Origin of the sequence: Pseudomonas frederiksbergensis (assembly GCF_035751725.1) — a bacterium.
In the GTDB taxonomy this organism is placed as follows: Bacteria; Pseudomonadota; Gammaproteobacteria; order Pseudomonadales; family Pseudomonadaceae; genus Aquipseudomonas; species Aquipseudomonas frederiksbergensis_A.
Genome location: NZ_CP142104.1, coordinates 2,881,984 through 2,899,079, shown reverse-complemented (window position 1 = coordinate 2,899,079; position 17,096 = coordinate 2,881,984). Strand labels below are relative to the sequence as shown.

Annotated in this window: 4 protein-coding genes; all 4 read right to left on the bottom strand. The window is 63.9% G+C overall.

Translation table 11 applies throughout. The features are described 5' to 3' along the window. Nucleotides 1-73 precede the first annotated feature (73 nt). The 4 genes from VQ575_RS12955 to gspE all read right to left on the bottom strand — a co-directional run bounded on the left by VQ575_RS12955 (nucleotide 74) and on the right by gspE (nucleotide 17,096). Nucleotides 74-12,709, bottom strand: coding sequence for a filamentous hemagglutinin family protein (locus VQ575_RS12955; protein WP_325919824.1), 12,636 nt, complete (start codon nucleotides 12,707-12,709; stop codon nucleotides 74-76). A gap of 216 nt (nucleotides 12,710-12,925) precedes the next feature. Further along, on the bottom strand, nucleotides 12,926-14,092 hold the full coding sequence (locus tag VQ575_RS12950) for a substrate-binding domain-containing protein (protein WP_039588444.1): 1,167 nt from the start codon (nucleotides 14,090-14,092) through the stop codon (nucleotides 12,926-12,928). A gap of 374 nt (nucleotides 14,093-14,466) precedes the next feature. After that, nucleotides 14,467-15,678, bottom strand: a complete 1,212-nt coding sequence (gene gspF / locus VQ575_RS12945) for a type II secretion system inner membrane protein GspF (RefSeq protein WP_039588443.1) — start codon at nucleotides 15,676-15,678, stop codon at nucleotides 14,467-14,469. After that, a complete protein-coding gene (gspE, locus tag VQ575_RS12940) occupies nucleotides 15,678-17,096 on the bottom strand; it encodes a type II secretion system ATPase GspE (RefSeq protein ID WP_039588442.1) in 1,419 nt (472 codons plus the stop codon). Before gspE ends, gspF begins: the two co-directional genes overlap by 1 nt.

Here is a 17,096-nt window from a genome sequence, read left to right as displayed (position 1 = left end):
GCAAGCTCCCTCGCCACAGGGGTATCCATTCCCCCTCTGGGAGCGAGCCTGCTCGCGAAGGCCGCGACTCGGTTTACAGGCTCAACCGCCCCCGCTCTTCATCGGTCAACCGCTGCCGCGCCTGCTCATCCAACGGCCCGGCGCCCAATACCTGGACCGGGCTGGCCGGGTCATAGGTGCGCGGTGCTTCACGGCTGGCGCCGTCGCGTGTGGGCGCCAGTTGCTCGGAGCCGAAACTCACCACCTGCACGGTGAACACCGATGCCTGGTTCTGCCGCGCCGTGTTCTGCTGCTGACGCGCCACATCTTCCGCCGCCTGTGTCGCCGAGGACGCCGCCGAACTCGCCGAGGTGATGGCCCCGGTGTTCACCGAAGCCGCCAGCGGCACGCCGGTGGACTTGCCCTGGGTCTGGATGTTGGCCGCGTTCACCACGGTCAACGCCGCGATGTTGACGTTGCCCGACACCCGGATCCCCGCCTCGCCCGCATCGATGGTGCCCAACGGCGCGATCAGGTCGATGTCCCCCGGCGCCACTTCCGGAATCGGGTTGAGGGTGGCGATACCCGCCCCCGTGCTCGGCACCGACGGCGACAGGGTCACGTTGCCCCAGGTGTCGTACAAGCGCTTGGGCGGCGTGTAGACCACGGTGGTCTTCGAACCGCGACCGGCGTTGATATCACCCTGGGCCGACCAGCCGAGAATCGAACCGCCAAAGGTGGTCATGATCCGGCTCTGCCCCAGCAGGATGCTGTTCTTCGCATACAACTGGATATCGCCCTCGCCCTGGGTGATGACCCCGGCGGTGGACGGCGGCGCGTTGCCTTCGATACCGAACGTCTGTCCGCCACCGGGAGTGAGCATCTGAATGCCGCCACCAAAATCGGTGTGCACCCCTGCCCCTCCAAACATCGTGATGTCGCCCTTGTAGGTGATCGCGTTACCCGCCACATCCTTGCTTGGGAACAACCAGTCGATGGCCTCCCGACCGCGCAGGTAACTGCCCTGGCGGACACCGTCGACTTCGTTGTACTCACGACCACCGGCCTTCAACTCGGCAAAGTACACGTCGCGGGCAAACACCCGCTGCTGCTCGGCCGGCAGCGCCGCGAAGAAGCTGCGAGCCTGTTCGGTGTCGCCGCTGAAGCCGAAGCGCGCCTTGAGCCATTTCACCAGCTCCGCCTCGTAGGTCTTGGCCACCTTGCCGTCCTGATCCGCCAGTGGGACGCCGGCCAGGGCCTGGTTCGCCGGGTCCAGGTAGGCCTTGACGAAGCGCTGGTAATCCGCGCCGTCGAGGCCCGCGCCGGCTTGCAGCACCAGGCTCGCCCCGGATCGCGAATCCCCCGGCACTACGGCGCCGATACTGGTGATGCTGACCTTGTCATCCATCAGGATATTGCGTCCGGCGGTGATCTCCAGCAGGCCGGGGCCGGCGACGTTGAAGCTGCTGTAGAGGATGTCGCGACCGGCTGAAACGATGGAGATATCGGTGGGGTTGTTGTGGATGAAGAGGTTGCCGTTGCTGGTGTAAGCCCCTGCCTGGGAGTTGTTGCTCACAGAGCCGCCCAGTGGAATCCCGCTACTGACGATGTCTCGTCCTGCCATCATTCGTACAGCTCCGGCGCCTTCGTATGCGATTCGCCCTGGCCACCTGCCAACGGATGCCGATGTCATCGACCGTCCGCTGGTGACAGCCAGCAAATCACCCTCCAGCGCATAGAAGCGCGCAGGGTCGTCATTGAGGGCCCATTCACCCGAGGTACTGCTGGTGTCGAAGGCAAACAGCGGCAATATGTTGGTATCAGGGCGAGCGAGGTTGCCATCGGCTGAGAGATTGCTGGTCTTTATGACGAAACCATCCATACCGACAAAGGCTGGCCGAAACGGTGTCGCCAGGGCCGCAGAGGATGCACCGGAACGACTGACCGACATGTCGCCGCCGTAGATGGAATCGCCGGCCATGAATTGCAACTCACTGTTGATGCCGGGAGCGAGCAACAGGGCTGGACGATCGTTGCCGTCATAACCTGTTCCATCCCATACCGAGGACTTGCCATAGTAAAGGCTGCCATTGGCCGCCACAGCCCTCACGATCGATGGGTAGACCACCGCCAGATCCGTCTCGACCTCTGGCACCACAGGCGTCAGATTCCCCCCCGATGACCACAGATCAACTGCCGTGTTGGCGGTCCACAACGTAAACCAACTTACCCCCGATCCATTGGTCGCATCAATTTTGAAGGGCGAAACGCTCATCATCGGCGCCCGGCCCGGGTCTGCCACGTCCATCACGACCAGGTCGCCCGAAGTGGTCAGGTTAAACGTCGCATCGCCCGGCATCAGGGTCAGCCCCCCTGTTGGGTTACTGCGCGTGGCTCTAAAGGAATCGTACGCACGCGTTTCCCCCGGAGACTGTGCCGAAGCAACGTTGCCATAGCGCAGGTCGATCCGACCGATGGCGCCGCTGTCGATCTGTGCATGACCCCGCAGGTTGATGACCGCACCATTGAGGTGCCCGCTGGTGAAGACGCTATCGGGATTCAAGGCACCGCCCACACGCAGATCCAAATCACCGCCGCCGGTCAGTTGCAAGCTGCCATCAGCGCCCACACGTCCGGTGCTGCCCACCGCCAACAGCAGCCCCTGGCTACGAGGGTTGATGTTTGAATTGAAGTCGCTACCGGCGAGTCGGTTCAACACCCCCGCGTCGCCCTTCACCTGCACCTCCAGATCTCCGCCGCCCAAGGTTCCGAACCCGCTGAAGGCGGCCATTTGATCAGCGCCCCCCGTTACCGTCGACGCGGTATAACTGCCGAAGTTGATCCACCAGGCGGTCGGCTGGTTGTTCACTGGATCACCATTGCCCTGGCGCCAGAGCCAATTGCCCACATTGGCCGAATCCTGGCCGATGTCGGCGGGATTCGGTCGGCCGACAGGGGTTGCAGCAGGCGCGGTCAGGTTGCCGCTGAGGTCACCGCCCACCTTGAGCAACAGATTACCGCCCGCGTCCGGATACCAGGCGCGATAGAGACTTTCGGCGCCGCCATCAACCAGTTTTTCGTTACTGCCATCCTCGTCGTTGAGCACCTTGCCGTTGGCGTCCGGGGTCTTGGGCTGGCCCAGGGCCTTGGGCTGGTTGTAGGGATCGCCCGGGAACGTTGGTGCTGATGAGGTGCCAGCGGTATAGATGCCGAACAACGAATCCATGCGCAGGCTGCCGCCGCTCAATAATTCCAGGTCCCCGGTGCCGGTGCGGATGACGCTCGGACGGCCACTGCCGGCAACTGGTTCATAATCCACCTCGGCTGGGGCACAGATATGCGCCGCCGCGTCGCAGAGCGACTGGACCGAATCAAAATTAAAAAACTGCGCAGCCGCCTGACTGATGACCTCGCCGGCCTTGACCTCAAAGCCAGAGCCTGCCAACTCCTCCTCCGCGGCCTTGGTCCATTTGTAAGAAGCCTGAAGTGCGCAGATACCGGCGAAATCCGCGCAGAAGGCGTCAACCGAGTCGTAACCAAAGTTGCTCACGACTTCCAGACCGACCGCTTGGCCAAGCTCCACCGTGAACCCCGCAGCCGCCAGCTCGTCCACGCCTTGTTGAGTCCACTGATAGGTGCCCTTGGCCGGCACCGGCTTGCCGAACATACCGTAATGGCTATCGGCAAGACGCAAGTCGCCTTGTACCGGGTCAGGCTGGACGACCCGGCTGTCCGCCGCCGTCGTATTTGCCCCAGCCACCAACCGCAGCGACCAGGACTGCGAACCCTCGGCGAGCATCGGGGCGATGGCCCACAGGCGACCATCGCTGCCGGCGACATCCGGACGCAACTGCACCGACTCAACGCCATTGGGCAACTTCACATCGGTGCCGGACGGGATCAGCGAACCGCGGTTCAGGACCAGGCTATTGTCGAGCTTGAGGATGTTGGTTTGCGCATTGCCGGCGTTTGCCACATTGGGCAGCGCCACACCCTTGGGCCAGGTGAAACCGCGCAGCGTCGCGGCACCGCTCAACACGCTGCCGGCGCCCAGGCGTGAGCCGGCTTCGAGCGTCTGGGCCTGACTCAACAGGGTGCCCGCCGCGAACAACAGGTTACCGGCCGCATCGTGAACCGCGGCCGCCAATACCGTGCCGGCCGGCAAGTTCAACGGTTGATCGAGGACCGCGGCCACCGGCAACCGGGTGCCGGCCGCCAGGGTCACATCTTTGATCGGCAGGTCATAGTTCAACGTGGCCCCTGCCGGGAACGCCGTACCGTCGGCCAGGGTTACACCGGCACCGGGGACAATGATGTCGCCACCCGTGAAGTCGATGCCGGGCAGCAACACCCAGCCTTTATCGTCCCGGGTAGGGGGCGGCGGCGCAAAACCGTCATTGATGCTGCCGTAGATGCTCAGGTCGCCACCGGCGCGCAGGGTCAGCGCTCCCACTTCGCCGGAACCGTACACGGCGGTTTTCTGCGTGTGCGGGTTCACACTGGCATATCGATAACCGGACAGGTCCAGGTCGCCCTGCACCACCAGGTCGCCGTCGGCCGTTGCACTGACAATCTCGACACCGGGCCGCAGGTGGAACGCATCGGCATAACGGGCGTTGTTCAGGCCGGCGAGCTTGCGCTGCATCAGGTCGCTGTTGCCATGTGCGGCTGTGATGAACTTCGTGCTGTCACCATGCTTGCGATCCAGGTAGGCCTTGTCGATGATCTGATAAGGACGCCCGCTGGCCGCCGGGTCGCTGCCATACTCGGCATCGCTGTACTGCCACATGCCGTTGACGGCAATCGAACGAGCGCCCTGGATATCCAGGTTTGCGCTGGCCTCGATGGCAATGTCGCCGTAGGTGGCGTCCGGTCCACTGCGGCGGGCGTTGAGTTCCAGCGTGCCCCGGGCGCGACCGTCATATTGTCCGGCCCGCGCCGCGGTGCCATGGCGCAGATCGATGCGCGCGCCGTCGGCCAAGGTCAACACACCGCCCCGCGAGGTCAGGTCGACCATGGCGCGGTTCGGTGAGTCGATGATCTTGCCGTAGCTGTCCACCCGCAGGCGATTGCCATGGGCGTCGAGCATCGCGTTACCGCCAAGGGTCAGCGATCCTCCGGCGGCGAGCCGGATGCTGCCGACCCGCTCACCGCTGGCGTCGACCTTGCCGGCGACCAGGAGATTGCCGTTATCCAGGGAAACACTGATGGTCGAAGCCTTGAGTTCGTTGCCGATCACCAGGTCGCCCTGCTTGAGCTGGAAGCTGCGGGAGCCGAACACTTGGCCGTCGTTCAAGCGTTGGTTCAACGCGGCGAACTGTTCGCTGAGGCTGCCATTGCCACCCAGGCGCTGGGCCTGGATTTCCACGCCACCGGCCAGGTACGGCATGAGCGTGCCACCGGCGTCGTATTCGCCGGTGCTGCTGGCGAGGATTCGTCCTTGCAGGTCAACGACCCCCGCCGCGCTGCCCAAGGCCACGGCGCTGAGCCGTCCGGCCTGGTTGTGGCGCGCCGAAAGGTCAATGCTGGAGCCACCCGCCTGGCGGATGTTGCCGTTCTGGCTTTTCAGGATGACTTCGCCACCGGCGCTGTAGCGGGTGACGTCGTTGAAGGTGACCGCGCGACCTGCCACGTCGATCAGCGACCCGTCGGCCAGGGTCAGCTCATCCGTTGCGCTCAGGGTCAGTTTGCCGCTGGGCAACACCACCGCGCTGGCCAGGTTGAGGCTCGCGCCTTTGAGCGACAGCTCACCGCCCAGCCCCGACACGGTGCCCGGCTTGGCGGTTGTGCCTGCCACGTTGAGTGCGCCGCCTGCGGTGATGCGGTTGATTGAACCGGCTTCACCGGTGAGCAACGGAGTGAGAATGTTCAGGTTGCCACCGCTGTAGGCGTAGCCCGTTTTAGCGTCATAGGCGCCCTGGCTCTGATACACCGCCAGGCTGCCCTTGTGATTGGCGGTCAGGCGTTCGCTGGCACTGAGGTTGACGTTGGCAAAGCCCAGCGCCAGCCGATCCAGGGTAGTGATCGAGCTCGGTTGGGCGAACTCGCTATAGCCGAACTCGATACGCTGGGCCTGGATGTCCAGGCGACCGGCGCCGGTGCCGGCCCCGCCGGCAATCACCGAACCCGGCGCGCCGACAGCACCGTTCCAGATCAGGTTGGCGGTGCGGATGCTCGCCACGTCGTTGGCGGTGCCGGCGCCATAAATGGCCGGCGTGCTGAGCATCAGGTTGGCCAACCGCGACTTGCCGGTTGTCGGGTCATAGGTGTCGAGGCTGACGGTGCCGTAGAAATTAAGCGCCTGACTGGCCGACAGTTCGAGGCTTTCCAGGGCCGGGGCACCGTATTCGGCGTCTCCGCGCAGCAGGCGATCGAGCACGGTCTGGCTCAGACTCAGGCCGGCCGGCAGGACCAGCCGCGTCGCCGCGTCGCCCAATGCCTGGGTGGTCCCGACGTTGATGTTGCTAAGGGCCAGGGTCAGGTGACGGGTGCCATAGCGCACTTGGTCGTCCAACTGCAGGCTGCTGCCCGAGGCGGCAACGATACTGCCTTCGGAGTGAATCCGTGTCACACCGCTGCATGGCGTGAGGCTGCACCCGCCGATATTGACCGTGCCGGTGGTGCCGGACGCCGGGGCCAATACGTTGAGCAAGCCATTGGAGGCAGCAAGCGAGCTGTAGTTCTGGCGCACCACATTGAAGTTATAGATAAAACCATCGCGCGCGTCGTAAGCGGCCTTGCCTCGTCCGATGGTATTGATGGCGGCGCCTTGCTCCACCAACAGCTCACCACCGTCTGCCAAGAGGAATACCTCCGGTGCCGCCAAGGTCGCACCTTCACGTAGCGCGACACTGCGGGACACCCGTTGCGGCGTGATGTAGTTACCGCCCTGGCCGTACCGCACAAAAAACTGGCCGCCGATCACTTGGCGTGAAGCATTCAACGCGTTCAGACTTTCAGCACTGAGCGTCACGCCCTCGAAGCCGGGCGTAACCCCGCGTCCTTCGGCGACCACCTCCAGCGGGGTGCGATTGCTGGCAACCACTGCGACAGTGCCACCGTACCCTCCGGTCTGCGGCGCGAACTTGCCGATGCCCTTGAAGGAAAAGGCCTGGTCTCCAGCGCCCTTTACCAGATTCAACTTCAACGTCTTGGCATCGACCGGCAACAGGGCCCTGGGAACGCCCAAGCGTGCGGCGTCGGCCACAGCGTACTGGGCGTAGCTGGTTTCGTTGTATTGCGAGTAGCGGCGCAGCACCTCACCCGAGGTCAGAATGACTTGGCTGGATAAACTGTTGCGCTGCCCGGTATTGGCCACCGACAGCGCGCCGACGGTGGTCCAGGAACCGTTGCGCATCCGTTGCGCGCCTGTAGCGGAGCCTTGTCCCGCCAGACCATTGACCTCGACCCGGAACGCGCCCGGCAGCAAGGCATAGGTAGAAGGCATCAGCGTATAGGTACCGGCGGCGAGCCCCGGCACGCCGGCGCCAATGGTGATCTGCTGGCCTACCCTTGGGTCCACCGCGCCGCCTTCGGGGGCAACCGGCGCGTATTGGCTCTGATTGCCCGGGACGATGGCATAGACCGGGTTAGTGGACAGCCCCGGCAAAGTGAAACCACCGTTGGCGCCGATTTGCACCAGCGGGTTGAAACGCGCATCGGTTGAACCTCCACGGCCTGAGATGAAACCGGCACCGAGCAGTTCACCTCCCCCCGATAGATCGAGCACCGAGCCTTCCTGGCCCTCCACCGACCTGCCGCCAAGAATCACGCCGACGTTGAGGTCGGCAGAGTCGGAAGGCACCGCGCCTTGTCCCAGCAGTACGACCTTCTTGCCAGCGTACGTATAGCTTTGGCCGTCAGCGGTGCCGCCATACGGCAAGACCAAACCCGCACCACTCACTGAGGTCAAGCTGCCCGGCAACAGGTTTATCCGGTCGGTGATGGCTTCCCCGGGACCACCACTGGTACCGATCTCAATCAACCCTAGCGGAGCCCGCACTACCCCGCCCTGCTCGATCCTGGCACTGCCCAATTGCAGGCGCCCGAATGCCGAGTGAGGTACTTGAGAGGTGGCTAGGCCAGTCCGCCCGATGACCAGGCTGCGTAGAGAATCGTATTGTGGATTACCCCCTTCGGCGATGCTCCAGCCCGCCAAGACGCGCGCCCCAACGCCAGTCGTGGGATATACCTGCGCCGCTTGCAGCAGCATGTCCGATGGAGTCACCAGTTGGGTGGTAAAGCCGGTAGGCAGTCCTTCGCTTGAGAACCCAGCCAGGAATCGCAAATCGCCCTGGCTGCTTAACTGAACACGGTCGAAACCGGCGCGATCCAGCGCGACGGTGCTTCCGTCAGCCTGGCGCACCGTGCCTTTGCTACTGAACATCACACTGCCCTGCACATCCAGCAGATCTGCGTCGATTGAAAACACTGCCTTGTTCGCCAGGCGCGAAACATCACCGTTGATTAGCGGCCGGGTGTACTGGTCCTTGTTCAGAAGAGCGGCCGCCGGACCCGATAACAACACATGGGAGGCATTGAGTTGGACCCGGGTGTCAGCTGGCGCGGAAGCACTCGTTACAAAGCCGCGAGCGTACAGGCTCAAACTTTGATCGAGAGACAGCGACACGTCACCCTCGATGCTCAACAGGCCATTGCTCAATAACGCCAGGTTATCGAAGCCGCCCGACTGGACCTGATCCACGCCCAATCGGCCATGACCGTAGACCAGTGAATCCGCCGAGGTCTCGGCCGTGTCGCCCAGCAGGGTCGCCTGGGCGTTTTGCCCCAGCATCAGCTCACGCACCTGCATGACCCGCTCACTGAGGGCATCGTTGCGGTAATACGGGGTTTCCAGGGCTACCGATAAACTGCCCCCTGCCGCACCCGCGCCACCCGAACGAGCGCTGAACTCACCGTCCAAGTACAAACCATTGGCCGACGCCAGGGAAATACTGCCACCGTTGCTCGTCACCGATGTGCGTCCCTGGCCAGGAACATCCAGCATCGCCTGGCTGCCATCAGCTTGCAGGCGTGACCCCTCGCGCATCACCACGAACAATTCCGGCGCCGAAGCCGATCCTTTCGCGACATCAATCTGACCACCAATGACAATCTGGCCGCCGTCGCGCACCAGGCCGTAGGTCCGGCCGCGCACGTCCTGGGCGGTCACGGCGCGACTGGAGACGTCGATCAGCGCCTGCTCGCCCAGCCAGATGGAACGACCATGGCCCTGGGCATTGACACGTTCACCATTCACATCATTGATGCTCAATCCGCTGAGGCTGACCCGCCCGCCCCAGGCGTTGAGCGTACCGTTGGCAGTCAGTTGACCGATGCTGCGCACATCGATGCCTTGGCCCGGATCGACGCTAATCACGCTGCCCTTGCCCAGGTTCAATACCGTGCTGGCCATGTCTGCCGCGCTGGAGTTCGCGGTGCCGGCATTGAGGCTCAGGCTCGCACCCCGGCGCTGGGTGAGAACGCCTTTGATCGCATCTTCCTGATACAGCTGCGGCGTCCAGCGCTGCAACGCATCAGCCGGTTCCGCATCGCTGCCGGTGCTCAACGCCTGCTCGCCGAAGCGGTACACCGGCATCGTCACATCGACCCGGGTCCCGTCGGCTACCGTCAAGCCATGGTTGCCGGTGATGTCATAGGCGGAGAAACCCTTGTCGAAGAAATCGCCGCCCAGTTGTAACGTTCCGGGCTTCAGTGGCGAACCGCTGTTGCCGATCAGCACTTTATTGGCCGCCAGCTTCAAGGTCCCGCCGCCCGTTACGCCGGTGCCGCGCAGCTCTCCGTCCAGGTTCAAGGCACCGTTGTCGAACAATGCGCTGAGGCCGGCGGTCAGGGTCAAGTCACCGCCCTTGCCGCCCCGCGTCTTGCCATCGGCCATGACGGCGGCACCGGAGCTGACGTCGATGAGGCTGCCCTGGCCCAAGTCGATATCGCCGCCGCTGCGGACGGACACCCTACCGCCGTTGATAAACGGCAGTCCTTGGCGATCGCCGCCATCCAGCAGCAGATTGCTCCACAGGCCGGCGGTGTTCAGCGTCACGCCATCGGCCAATGCGACTTTTGCCCGCTGACCGGCGACCGGCGAAAGTGTAACGTCCTCAATCTTGAAATTATCGGTCCTGACCTGTTCAAGCACGTTACCCAATGCAATACGACCACCACGGGCAGTCAGGTTGGCATCCACTTCAATCTGCGGCGCGAAAAGCGTGATATCGCCGCCGTCGGCCACCTTGAGCGCGCCGTCGACCTGGATGCTTTCACGGGCTGCCACCTTGAGCGCGCCGAGCTGGAAGTCGTTGAGCAACCCGTTATCCAGCACCAACTTGCCTTGCCGATCAGTTCCGATCACGGAGGTCAGGTCCAGGCCTGCGGCAATCTTGTCGGCCACCTTGCCCACCGTGACCTGATCGAAGGTGGGGTTCAGGCCACTATTGATCACGCCGCTGGCCTTGTCATAAATCGGCGTGTAACTGCCGACCCACAACTGCGCCCGCCGGGCCACGGCGTTTTGCGATTGTTGGTAGCCGTCGAGGTTGAGGTTTGGTGCCTGGGTCTGGCGTTCACCCTGGTAGACCTCGCCGACGATCTGACCTTCCAGCACCGCGTTGCGGGTCGACACCACCAGCTTGCCGGCGTCGCGGCCGACGGTGTAGCCGGCTTCGAACCGCTGGCGCGGAGCGATCAGCGGGTTGTAGTAATAATCGGTCTGGCCCCAGCGTTGGCTGTGGTCTTCGTAGCCCTTGTAGACGCCGGTGTAAAGAATGTCTCCCGGCGCCCTGGACACCTCATACAAACGGCCATTGGTGCCCTTGAGCCAGGATTGGCGCAGGTAGCCACTCTGCACATCCAGGGTGCCGCCGGACAGGTTCAATTGCGCCGCCTGCTGGGTCACGACGTCGTTGCCGGTGAACGTCAGCGTGCCGCCCTGAGCAGCCCATTCGCCGACACTGTGCCCCCGGGTGCCGAGATAACCGCCGACTTCGAGCAAGCCACCCGCCGTGTACCAACGGTCGGTGGCGTAGCCATTGGTGCCCGCCGGCACGTAGACCAGATCCCGCACGTCCACCCAGACGTCGTTGTTGGTCAGCTTGCCGCCTTCGCGGTTGACCGAGGCGTCGCGCTGTTCGTTGCCCTGCACGTTAACCTTGATGGAATTGGATTCCATCGCCACCTTGACGCCGATGGCGCCGGACACATCGATCACCGCGCCATCGCGCACCAGGCTGCGACCGGCCGCGCTGACCGCGACCTGGCCGCCGGTGGCCAGGGTGATGGAGCCGTTCTGGAAGTCGACGCTGCCGCCACTGACGATCTCGACCCGCGACTGATCGCTGCGGTCGACCACACTGCTGAGGTTGTTGAACCGACCGCTGATCAGGTTGTTCGGCGTGCCGTCCAGGCCGGCCGGTCCGGCATTGCGTTGGCTGTCCAGGGCGCTGCCGCCCGCCGCATCGAGCAGCACCGCCGTGGCGCTGCCCTGCCCCAGGGTGACGCTGCCGGTGCTGTCGCTGAAAGCGTTGAGCAGGTGCACGGTGCCGCGCGTATCCACCGAACTGCTGGCCACGGCCACGCCGTTCTGCTGCACGCGATGCCCGGTAAGGGTGATGTCGCCGGTGCTGGCCTGGATCAAGCCGCTGTTGATCACCGTGCCGGCGCTGCTGCCCGGTTTGAGGGAGGTCGCGACTTCGTTGCCACGGGTGGTGGAGCGCAGGTTGCCGCTGGTGCCCTGGCCCCGGCGGATGTAGAAGCTGTCGCCGGCCGCCAGGGTGGTCTGGCCCTTGGCGGTGATGATGGAACCGGCGTTTTCCACTTCCGAGCCCAGCAACAAGGCATACCCGCCCCCGGCGGTGGAAGTGGCGGCGCGGTGGGTTTCGATCAACGCGCCCTGCTGCACTTGGATTTTGCCGGCCGCGTCGGTGAAGGTCGGTTGGCTGCCGGTGGCATCGACGTACAAGCCGCGCTGGCTGAACTGCTCATCGCTGATGTTCGCCGCCACCGCCGCCAGGTTGCGCACGTTGACCTGGCTGCTGCCGCTGAACACGATGCCGTTGCGGTTGACCAGCATCACCGTGCCGTTGCCCTTGATCTGGCCCTGGATCTGGCTCGCTCGCGCCTGGGGGTCATTGACCCGGTTGAGCACGGCCCAGTCCGACTGCTGCTGGAAATCCACCGTGGTATTGCGCCCGACGTTGAAGGTTTCCCAGTTGAGAATCGCCTTGTCGGCGGTCTGCTCGATCTTCACCGTGGTCTTGCCGCCGGCCTGGGTCTGCTGCGGTCCCTTGGCGTTGAGCCAACCCTGGGTCAGGCTGTTATCGACCTTGAGCCCGCCCTCGCCCAAACCGTCGGGCACCACCTGCACCTGGCCGAGCGCGGCTTGCCTGCCAGCAGCCTGAGCCGCCTGCTGGGCGGCGATGGCGGCCACGGTGTTATTCAAATTGGTCAGCGATCGCTGCAACTGCGCATTGGCCCGTTGCTGCTGTGCCAAGGGCGGCGGCATGCCGGGCTGCGCCGTCGCGGGCCGCCCCGCGCCACCGGCCTGGGACGCGCCCTTGGCGGCAAACCAGGCCGAACTGAACGCCGTCGCCGCATGGGCATTGCCGGCCACCATCAGCAACGCAATGGCCTGGGCCAGCGGCTTGAGCCGCAACATCGACAATTCGCCATCGCGACGGGGTGCATTCAGGTTCGTCTGGGGTTTGCAGCGCAGCATCCTACTCATCCTTCCGGGTTCGCTTCTTAAGGGGTCGCAACGCGGTGCTGTCAGGCTGCCAGCGTTGGTTATAGGGGATAGGCGGTTACAACCGCTCGGGACCGAACGGATGTCATGAAAATTTCATGTGGCTGTGTTGGTACGGCTGTGATGCAAAAAATCAGCAACGGCTTGCGCCGTTGCTGATCGGGTATTGCGGGTCGTTCAAGCGTGGGCTTACAACGGACGACCGATGTTGTTGCAGACGCTGGTGTTGCCAATGCTCAGGCCATTGGAAGCGGTGACGAAGGATTCACGAATGGCGGTTTTCCAGGCCGAAGGCAGTGGCACGAAACGGTTGTTAGTGATGGCCGAATCGTTGTTGACCAACGAACCGTAGTGGCGGCTGAAGAAGTTGCGCACCTGAGTGGTCTGGGTTGAATCGGTGTAGCACTGGCTGAAGATCACGTTGGTGAAGCCCAGGATCGGGTAACCGGTGGTTGGGTAAACCACGACGCTTGGATCGTTAGGGTTGGTGGTTGCGGCGAACACTGGCACCCAGGCGTTCGGGTTGGCGCGGTTGGCGGCGGCTGGTACTGGAACAGCAGCGATAGCCGCCGATACGTTGGCAGGAGCTGGGGAAACACCGGCGACGCGGGCAACCTTGGTAGCGTCATCCAGACCGGCCAGGGTAGTAGCGGCGTAATCCGGGCTCATGTAGGTGATGCGACCTTCGCCTGCGTTCACCAGGTCCATCACAGCCTGACTGCCAGTGGCGGCCAAGGCACCGGCAGGGGCACTGCCGAGGCTGGAGGCGAAGTTTGTGGTAATCGCAAAAGTGCCTTTAGGCTCGCTGCACTTGGCGTTCAGGAAGCGCGTGAACAGCTCGGTGGTGCCGCTGCTCTCTGCACGATAAACCACGACGATCGGACCGGTACGGCCCGAACCGGTAATATCGCTCCAGTCGGTCAAGCGGCCAGAGAACACACCGCACAGTTCGTTGATGCTCAGGTCAACGTTGGCAGTGCCGGTCTTGTTGAACGGAATGGCAACCGAAGTGGCGACCGAAGGCACCTGGATCAGTGGACCCCAAGCGGCACCGTGGTTGGTAACGTAGCCATTCAGTTCAGCCTGGGAGAGCTTCGAATCGCTGCCCGCCCAGTGCACGTTCTTGCTGGTGTCACCAGGCACGAAACGGGTGTAATCGTTGTTCAGGAAAGCGGCCTTGCCGGCACCGCTGCCCACGCCGATGTAAGGGGCGAAACCGGCAGTCAGTACGCCGGAAGTCTGGTACAGAGGCTGAGGCAAGGTAGCACCACCGCCGTTGACATCAGCCATGGCGGCCTGAGCGGCGCAGAGGCCGGCGAGGGTCAGGGATACCGCGAGAACGTTGCGCTTAAACATGAAGAATCTCCTTTCATCGTGTTCGTACGTAGGTTGGGTTACGCGTGCTTGCCGTCATGGCGCTCGGTCCTGTGCCGGTGGCGGTGGGGTGAGGCCATGGGTTAGAAATTCGCAGTTTCCGGTGACAGATAAAGGAAAAAACCTCGGGAGCTGAGGGCTGTTTTCCAGGTTTTTTTCTCGGGTGTCCGAGGGCCCTGGCCTGTGGTTTCAGGCCGGTCTTGCGGGGATACGGCAAGGGTTGTCAACGAAGTCGGCGGCAGGCGGTCATGCGGCGAGCAAACATGACAGAACGAGGAACCCGAGTTTGCTGCGGGCGAGGCTCGGGAGGGTTGTGGCGCTGGAAAAATTATTCGCAGCTTTTGTGGCGCGCCTTGCTACTGCACCAACTGATTGATCTCGATGATCGGCAGCAGCACCGCCATGACGATCACCAACACCACCCCGCCCATGACCACGATCATCAGCGGCTCCAGCAGCGCGGTCATGCCCATGGCGCGACGTTCGATGTCGCGGGACAGGGTTTGCGCGGCGCGTTCGAGCATCGGCGGCAGGCAGCCTGTTTTTTCGCCGCTGGCGATCAGGTGGATCAGCACCGGCGGGAAGACTTTTTCCACCCGCAGCGCCGCCGCCAGGTTGACGCCTTCACGGACCTTGGCGGTGGCATCGCTGACGCTGAGGCTCAAGCGGTCGTTGGAGAGGGTTTGGCGTGCCGCTTCCAGCGCTCGCAACAAGGGCACTCCGGCGCCGCCGAGAATCGCCAGGGTCGAGGCGAAACGGGCGGTGTTGAGCCCCAGCACAAAACGCCCAATCAGCGGTAGACGCAACACCCGTGCATGCCAATTCAAGCGTGCCGCCGGCTTGCGCAGGTAGAGACGCCAACTCCAGAAGCCACCGGCCAGAACGGCAAAGCACAACCAGCCCCACGCCCGGATGAAGTCACTGGCGGTGAGCATCGCCAACGTCAAGCCAGGCAAGTCCTGACGGGCCTGGGAAAACGCGCTGACCACCTGCGGCACCACGTAGCTGAGCAAGAAAATCACGATGGCGACCGACACCAGCCCCACCACGCCGGGATAGATAAACGCCGTGAGGATCTTGCCCCGCAGGTTGTTGCGCTCCTCGATGTAGTCAGCCAGCCGCTCCATCACCTGGGCCAGGTCGCCGGATTCTTCACCGGCGGCAATCAGCGCCCGGTAGATCTCCGGAAAATCCCGGGGCCGCGCCGCCAGGGCTTCGGCCAGGCGCATACCGCTGCGCACATCGGCGCGTACCGCGCTCAGGGTGTGGGCGATGTGCTTGCGCTCGGCCTGTTCCACCGTCGCACTCAACGCTGCCTCCAGTGGCAGGCTCGCTCCGAGCAGGCTCGCCAGTTGCCGGGTGGCCCAGGCCAGGTCATTGTCCGAGAGCTTGGCGCTGAACAAGCCACCGCCCGTGGCTTGCTCGGTGTTGCGCTCGAGCTGGACCTGCAACGCCGTCAACCCACGACTGCGCAACTGGCTGAAAGCGGCGCCCTGGCTGTCGGCTTCCAAGTGTCCGGACTCGATCTTGCCCTGGGCGTCGGCGGCTTCGAAGCGATAGCGATTCATCAGGCGTCCCGTGTCACGCGCAGGATTTCTTCAGGGGCCGTGGCGCCACTGCGCACCCAGCGTTCGCCGTCCTCGCGCATGCTGAACATACCGGCCTGGCGGGCGGCGGCGCGCAAGGCCTGCTCCCCTGCCCCCTGGTGGATCAGCGTGCGGATGTCATCGTCGATGCAGAACAATTCATGAATACCGGTTCGGCCGCTGTAGCCGGTCTGGTTGCAGCTTGGGCAGCCCACAGGCCGCCAGGTGCCGGGCGTGGCCGGGTCGGGTTGTTTGCACTGCGGACACAAGCGGCGCACCAATCGCTGGGCCAGCACGCCGAGCATCGACGAGGCCAAGAGGAAGGGTTCGACGCCCATGTCGATCAGGCGGTTGATGGCCGATACCGCGTCGTTGGTGTGCAGCGTCGCCAGGACCAGGTGACCGGTGAGCGAAGCCTGAACCGCGATTTGCGCGGTCTCCAGGTCACGGATTTCACCGATCATGATGATGTCCGGGTCCTGGCGCAGGATTGCCCGCAATGCCAGGGCGAAGGTCATGTCGATCTTGGCGTTGACCTGGATCTGGCTGATGCCCGGCAGGTCGTATTCCACCGGGTCTTCCACCGTGAGGATGTTGTGCACGCTGGCATCCAGCCGGGCCAGGGCCGCGTAGAGGCTGGTGGTCTTGCCGCTGCCGGTGGGGCCGGTGACCAGGACGATGCCGTGGGGTTGGCGGATCAGGTGATCGAGCTTGCCCAGCACGCCGGGGTCCATGCCCAGGGTTTCCAATTGCAGGCGTCCGGCCTGTTTGTCCAGCAGGCGCATCACCACCCGCTCGCCATGGCCGGTCGGCACGGTAGAAACGCGGATGTCGATCGGTCGCCCGGCCACGCGCAAGGCAATCCGCCCATCCTGGGGCAGGCGTTTTTCGGCGATGTCGAGCTGGGCCATGATCTTGATCCGCGACACCAGCGCGCCGTGCAACGCCTTGCGCGGCGAGACCACGTCGCGCAACGTGCCGTCGACCCGGTAGCGCACCACTGAATGGCTTTCGTAGGGCTCGATGTGGATATCGCTGGCCTCGTCCCGCGCGGCCTGGGTCAGCAAGGCGTTGATCATGCGGATCACGGGCGCGCCGTCCTGGGTATCCAGCAGGTCGGTGATTTCCGGGATGTCCTGCATCAACCGGTCGAGGTCCACCTCGTTCTCTGCCGCGCCCACCACGGCGGCGGCACTGCCGGTGTCGGCGTAGGCCGTGTTGAGCAGGCCATCGAGCTCTTCATCACGCACCCGCTCCAGCCGCACCTCACCAAATTGCCGACGCACCTCGCTGATGGACCAGCCCGGCGTCGACGGGCACACCATCAGCACCGCGCCTTCTTCACACTGACGCAATACCAGGCGCTGGGCCTTGGCCCAGGCGTATGGGAGGGTTTTCAT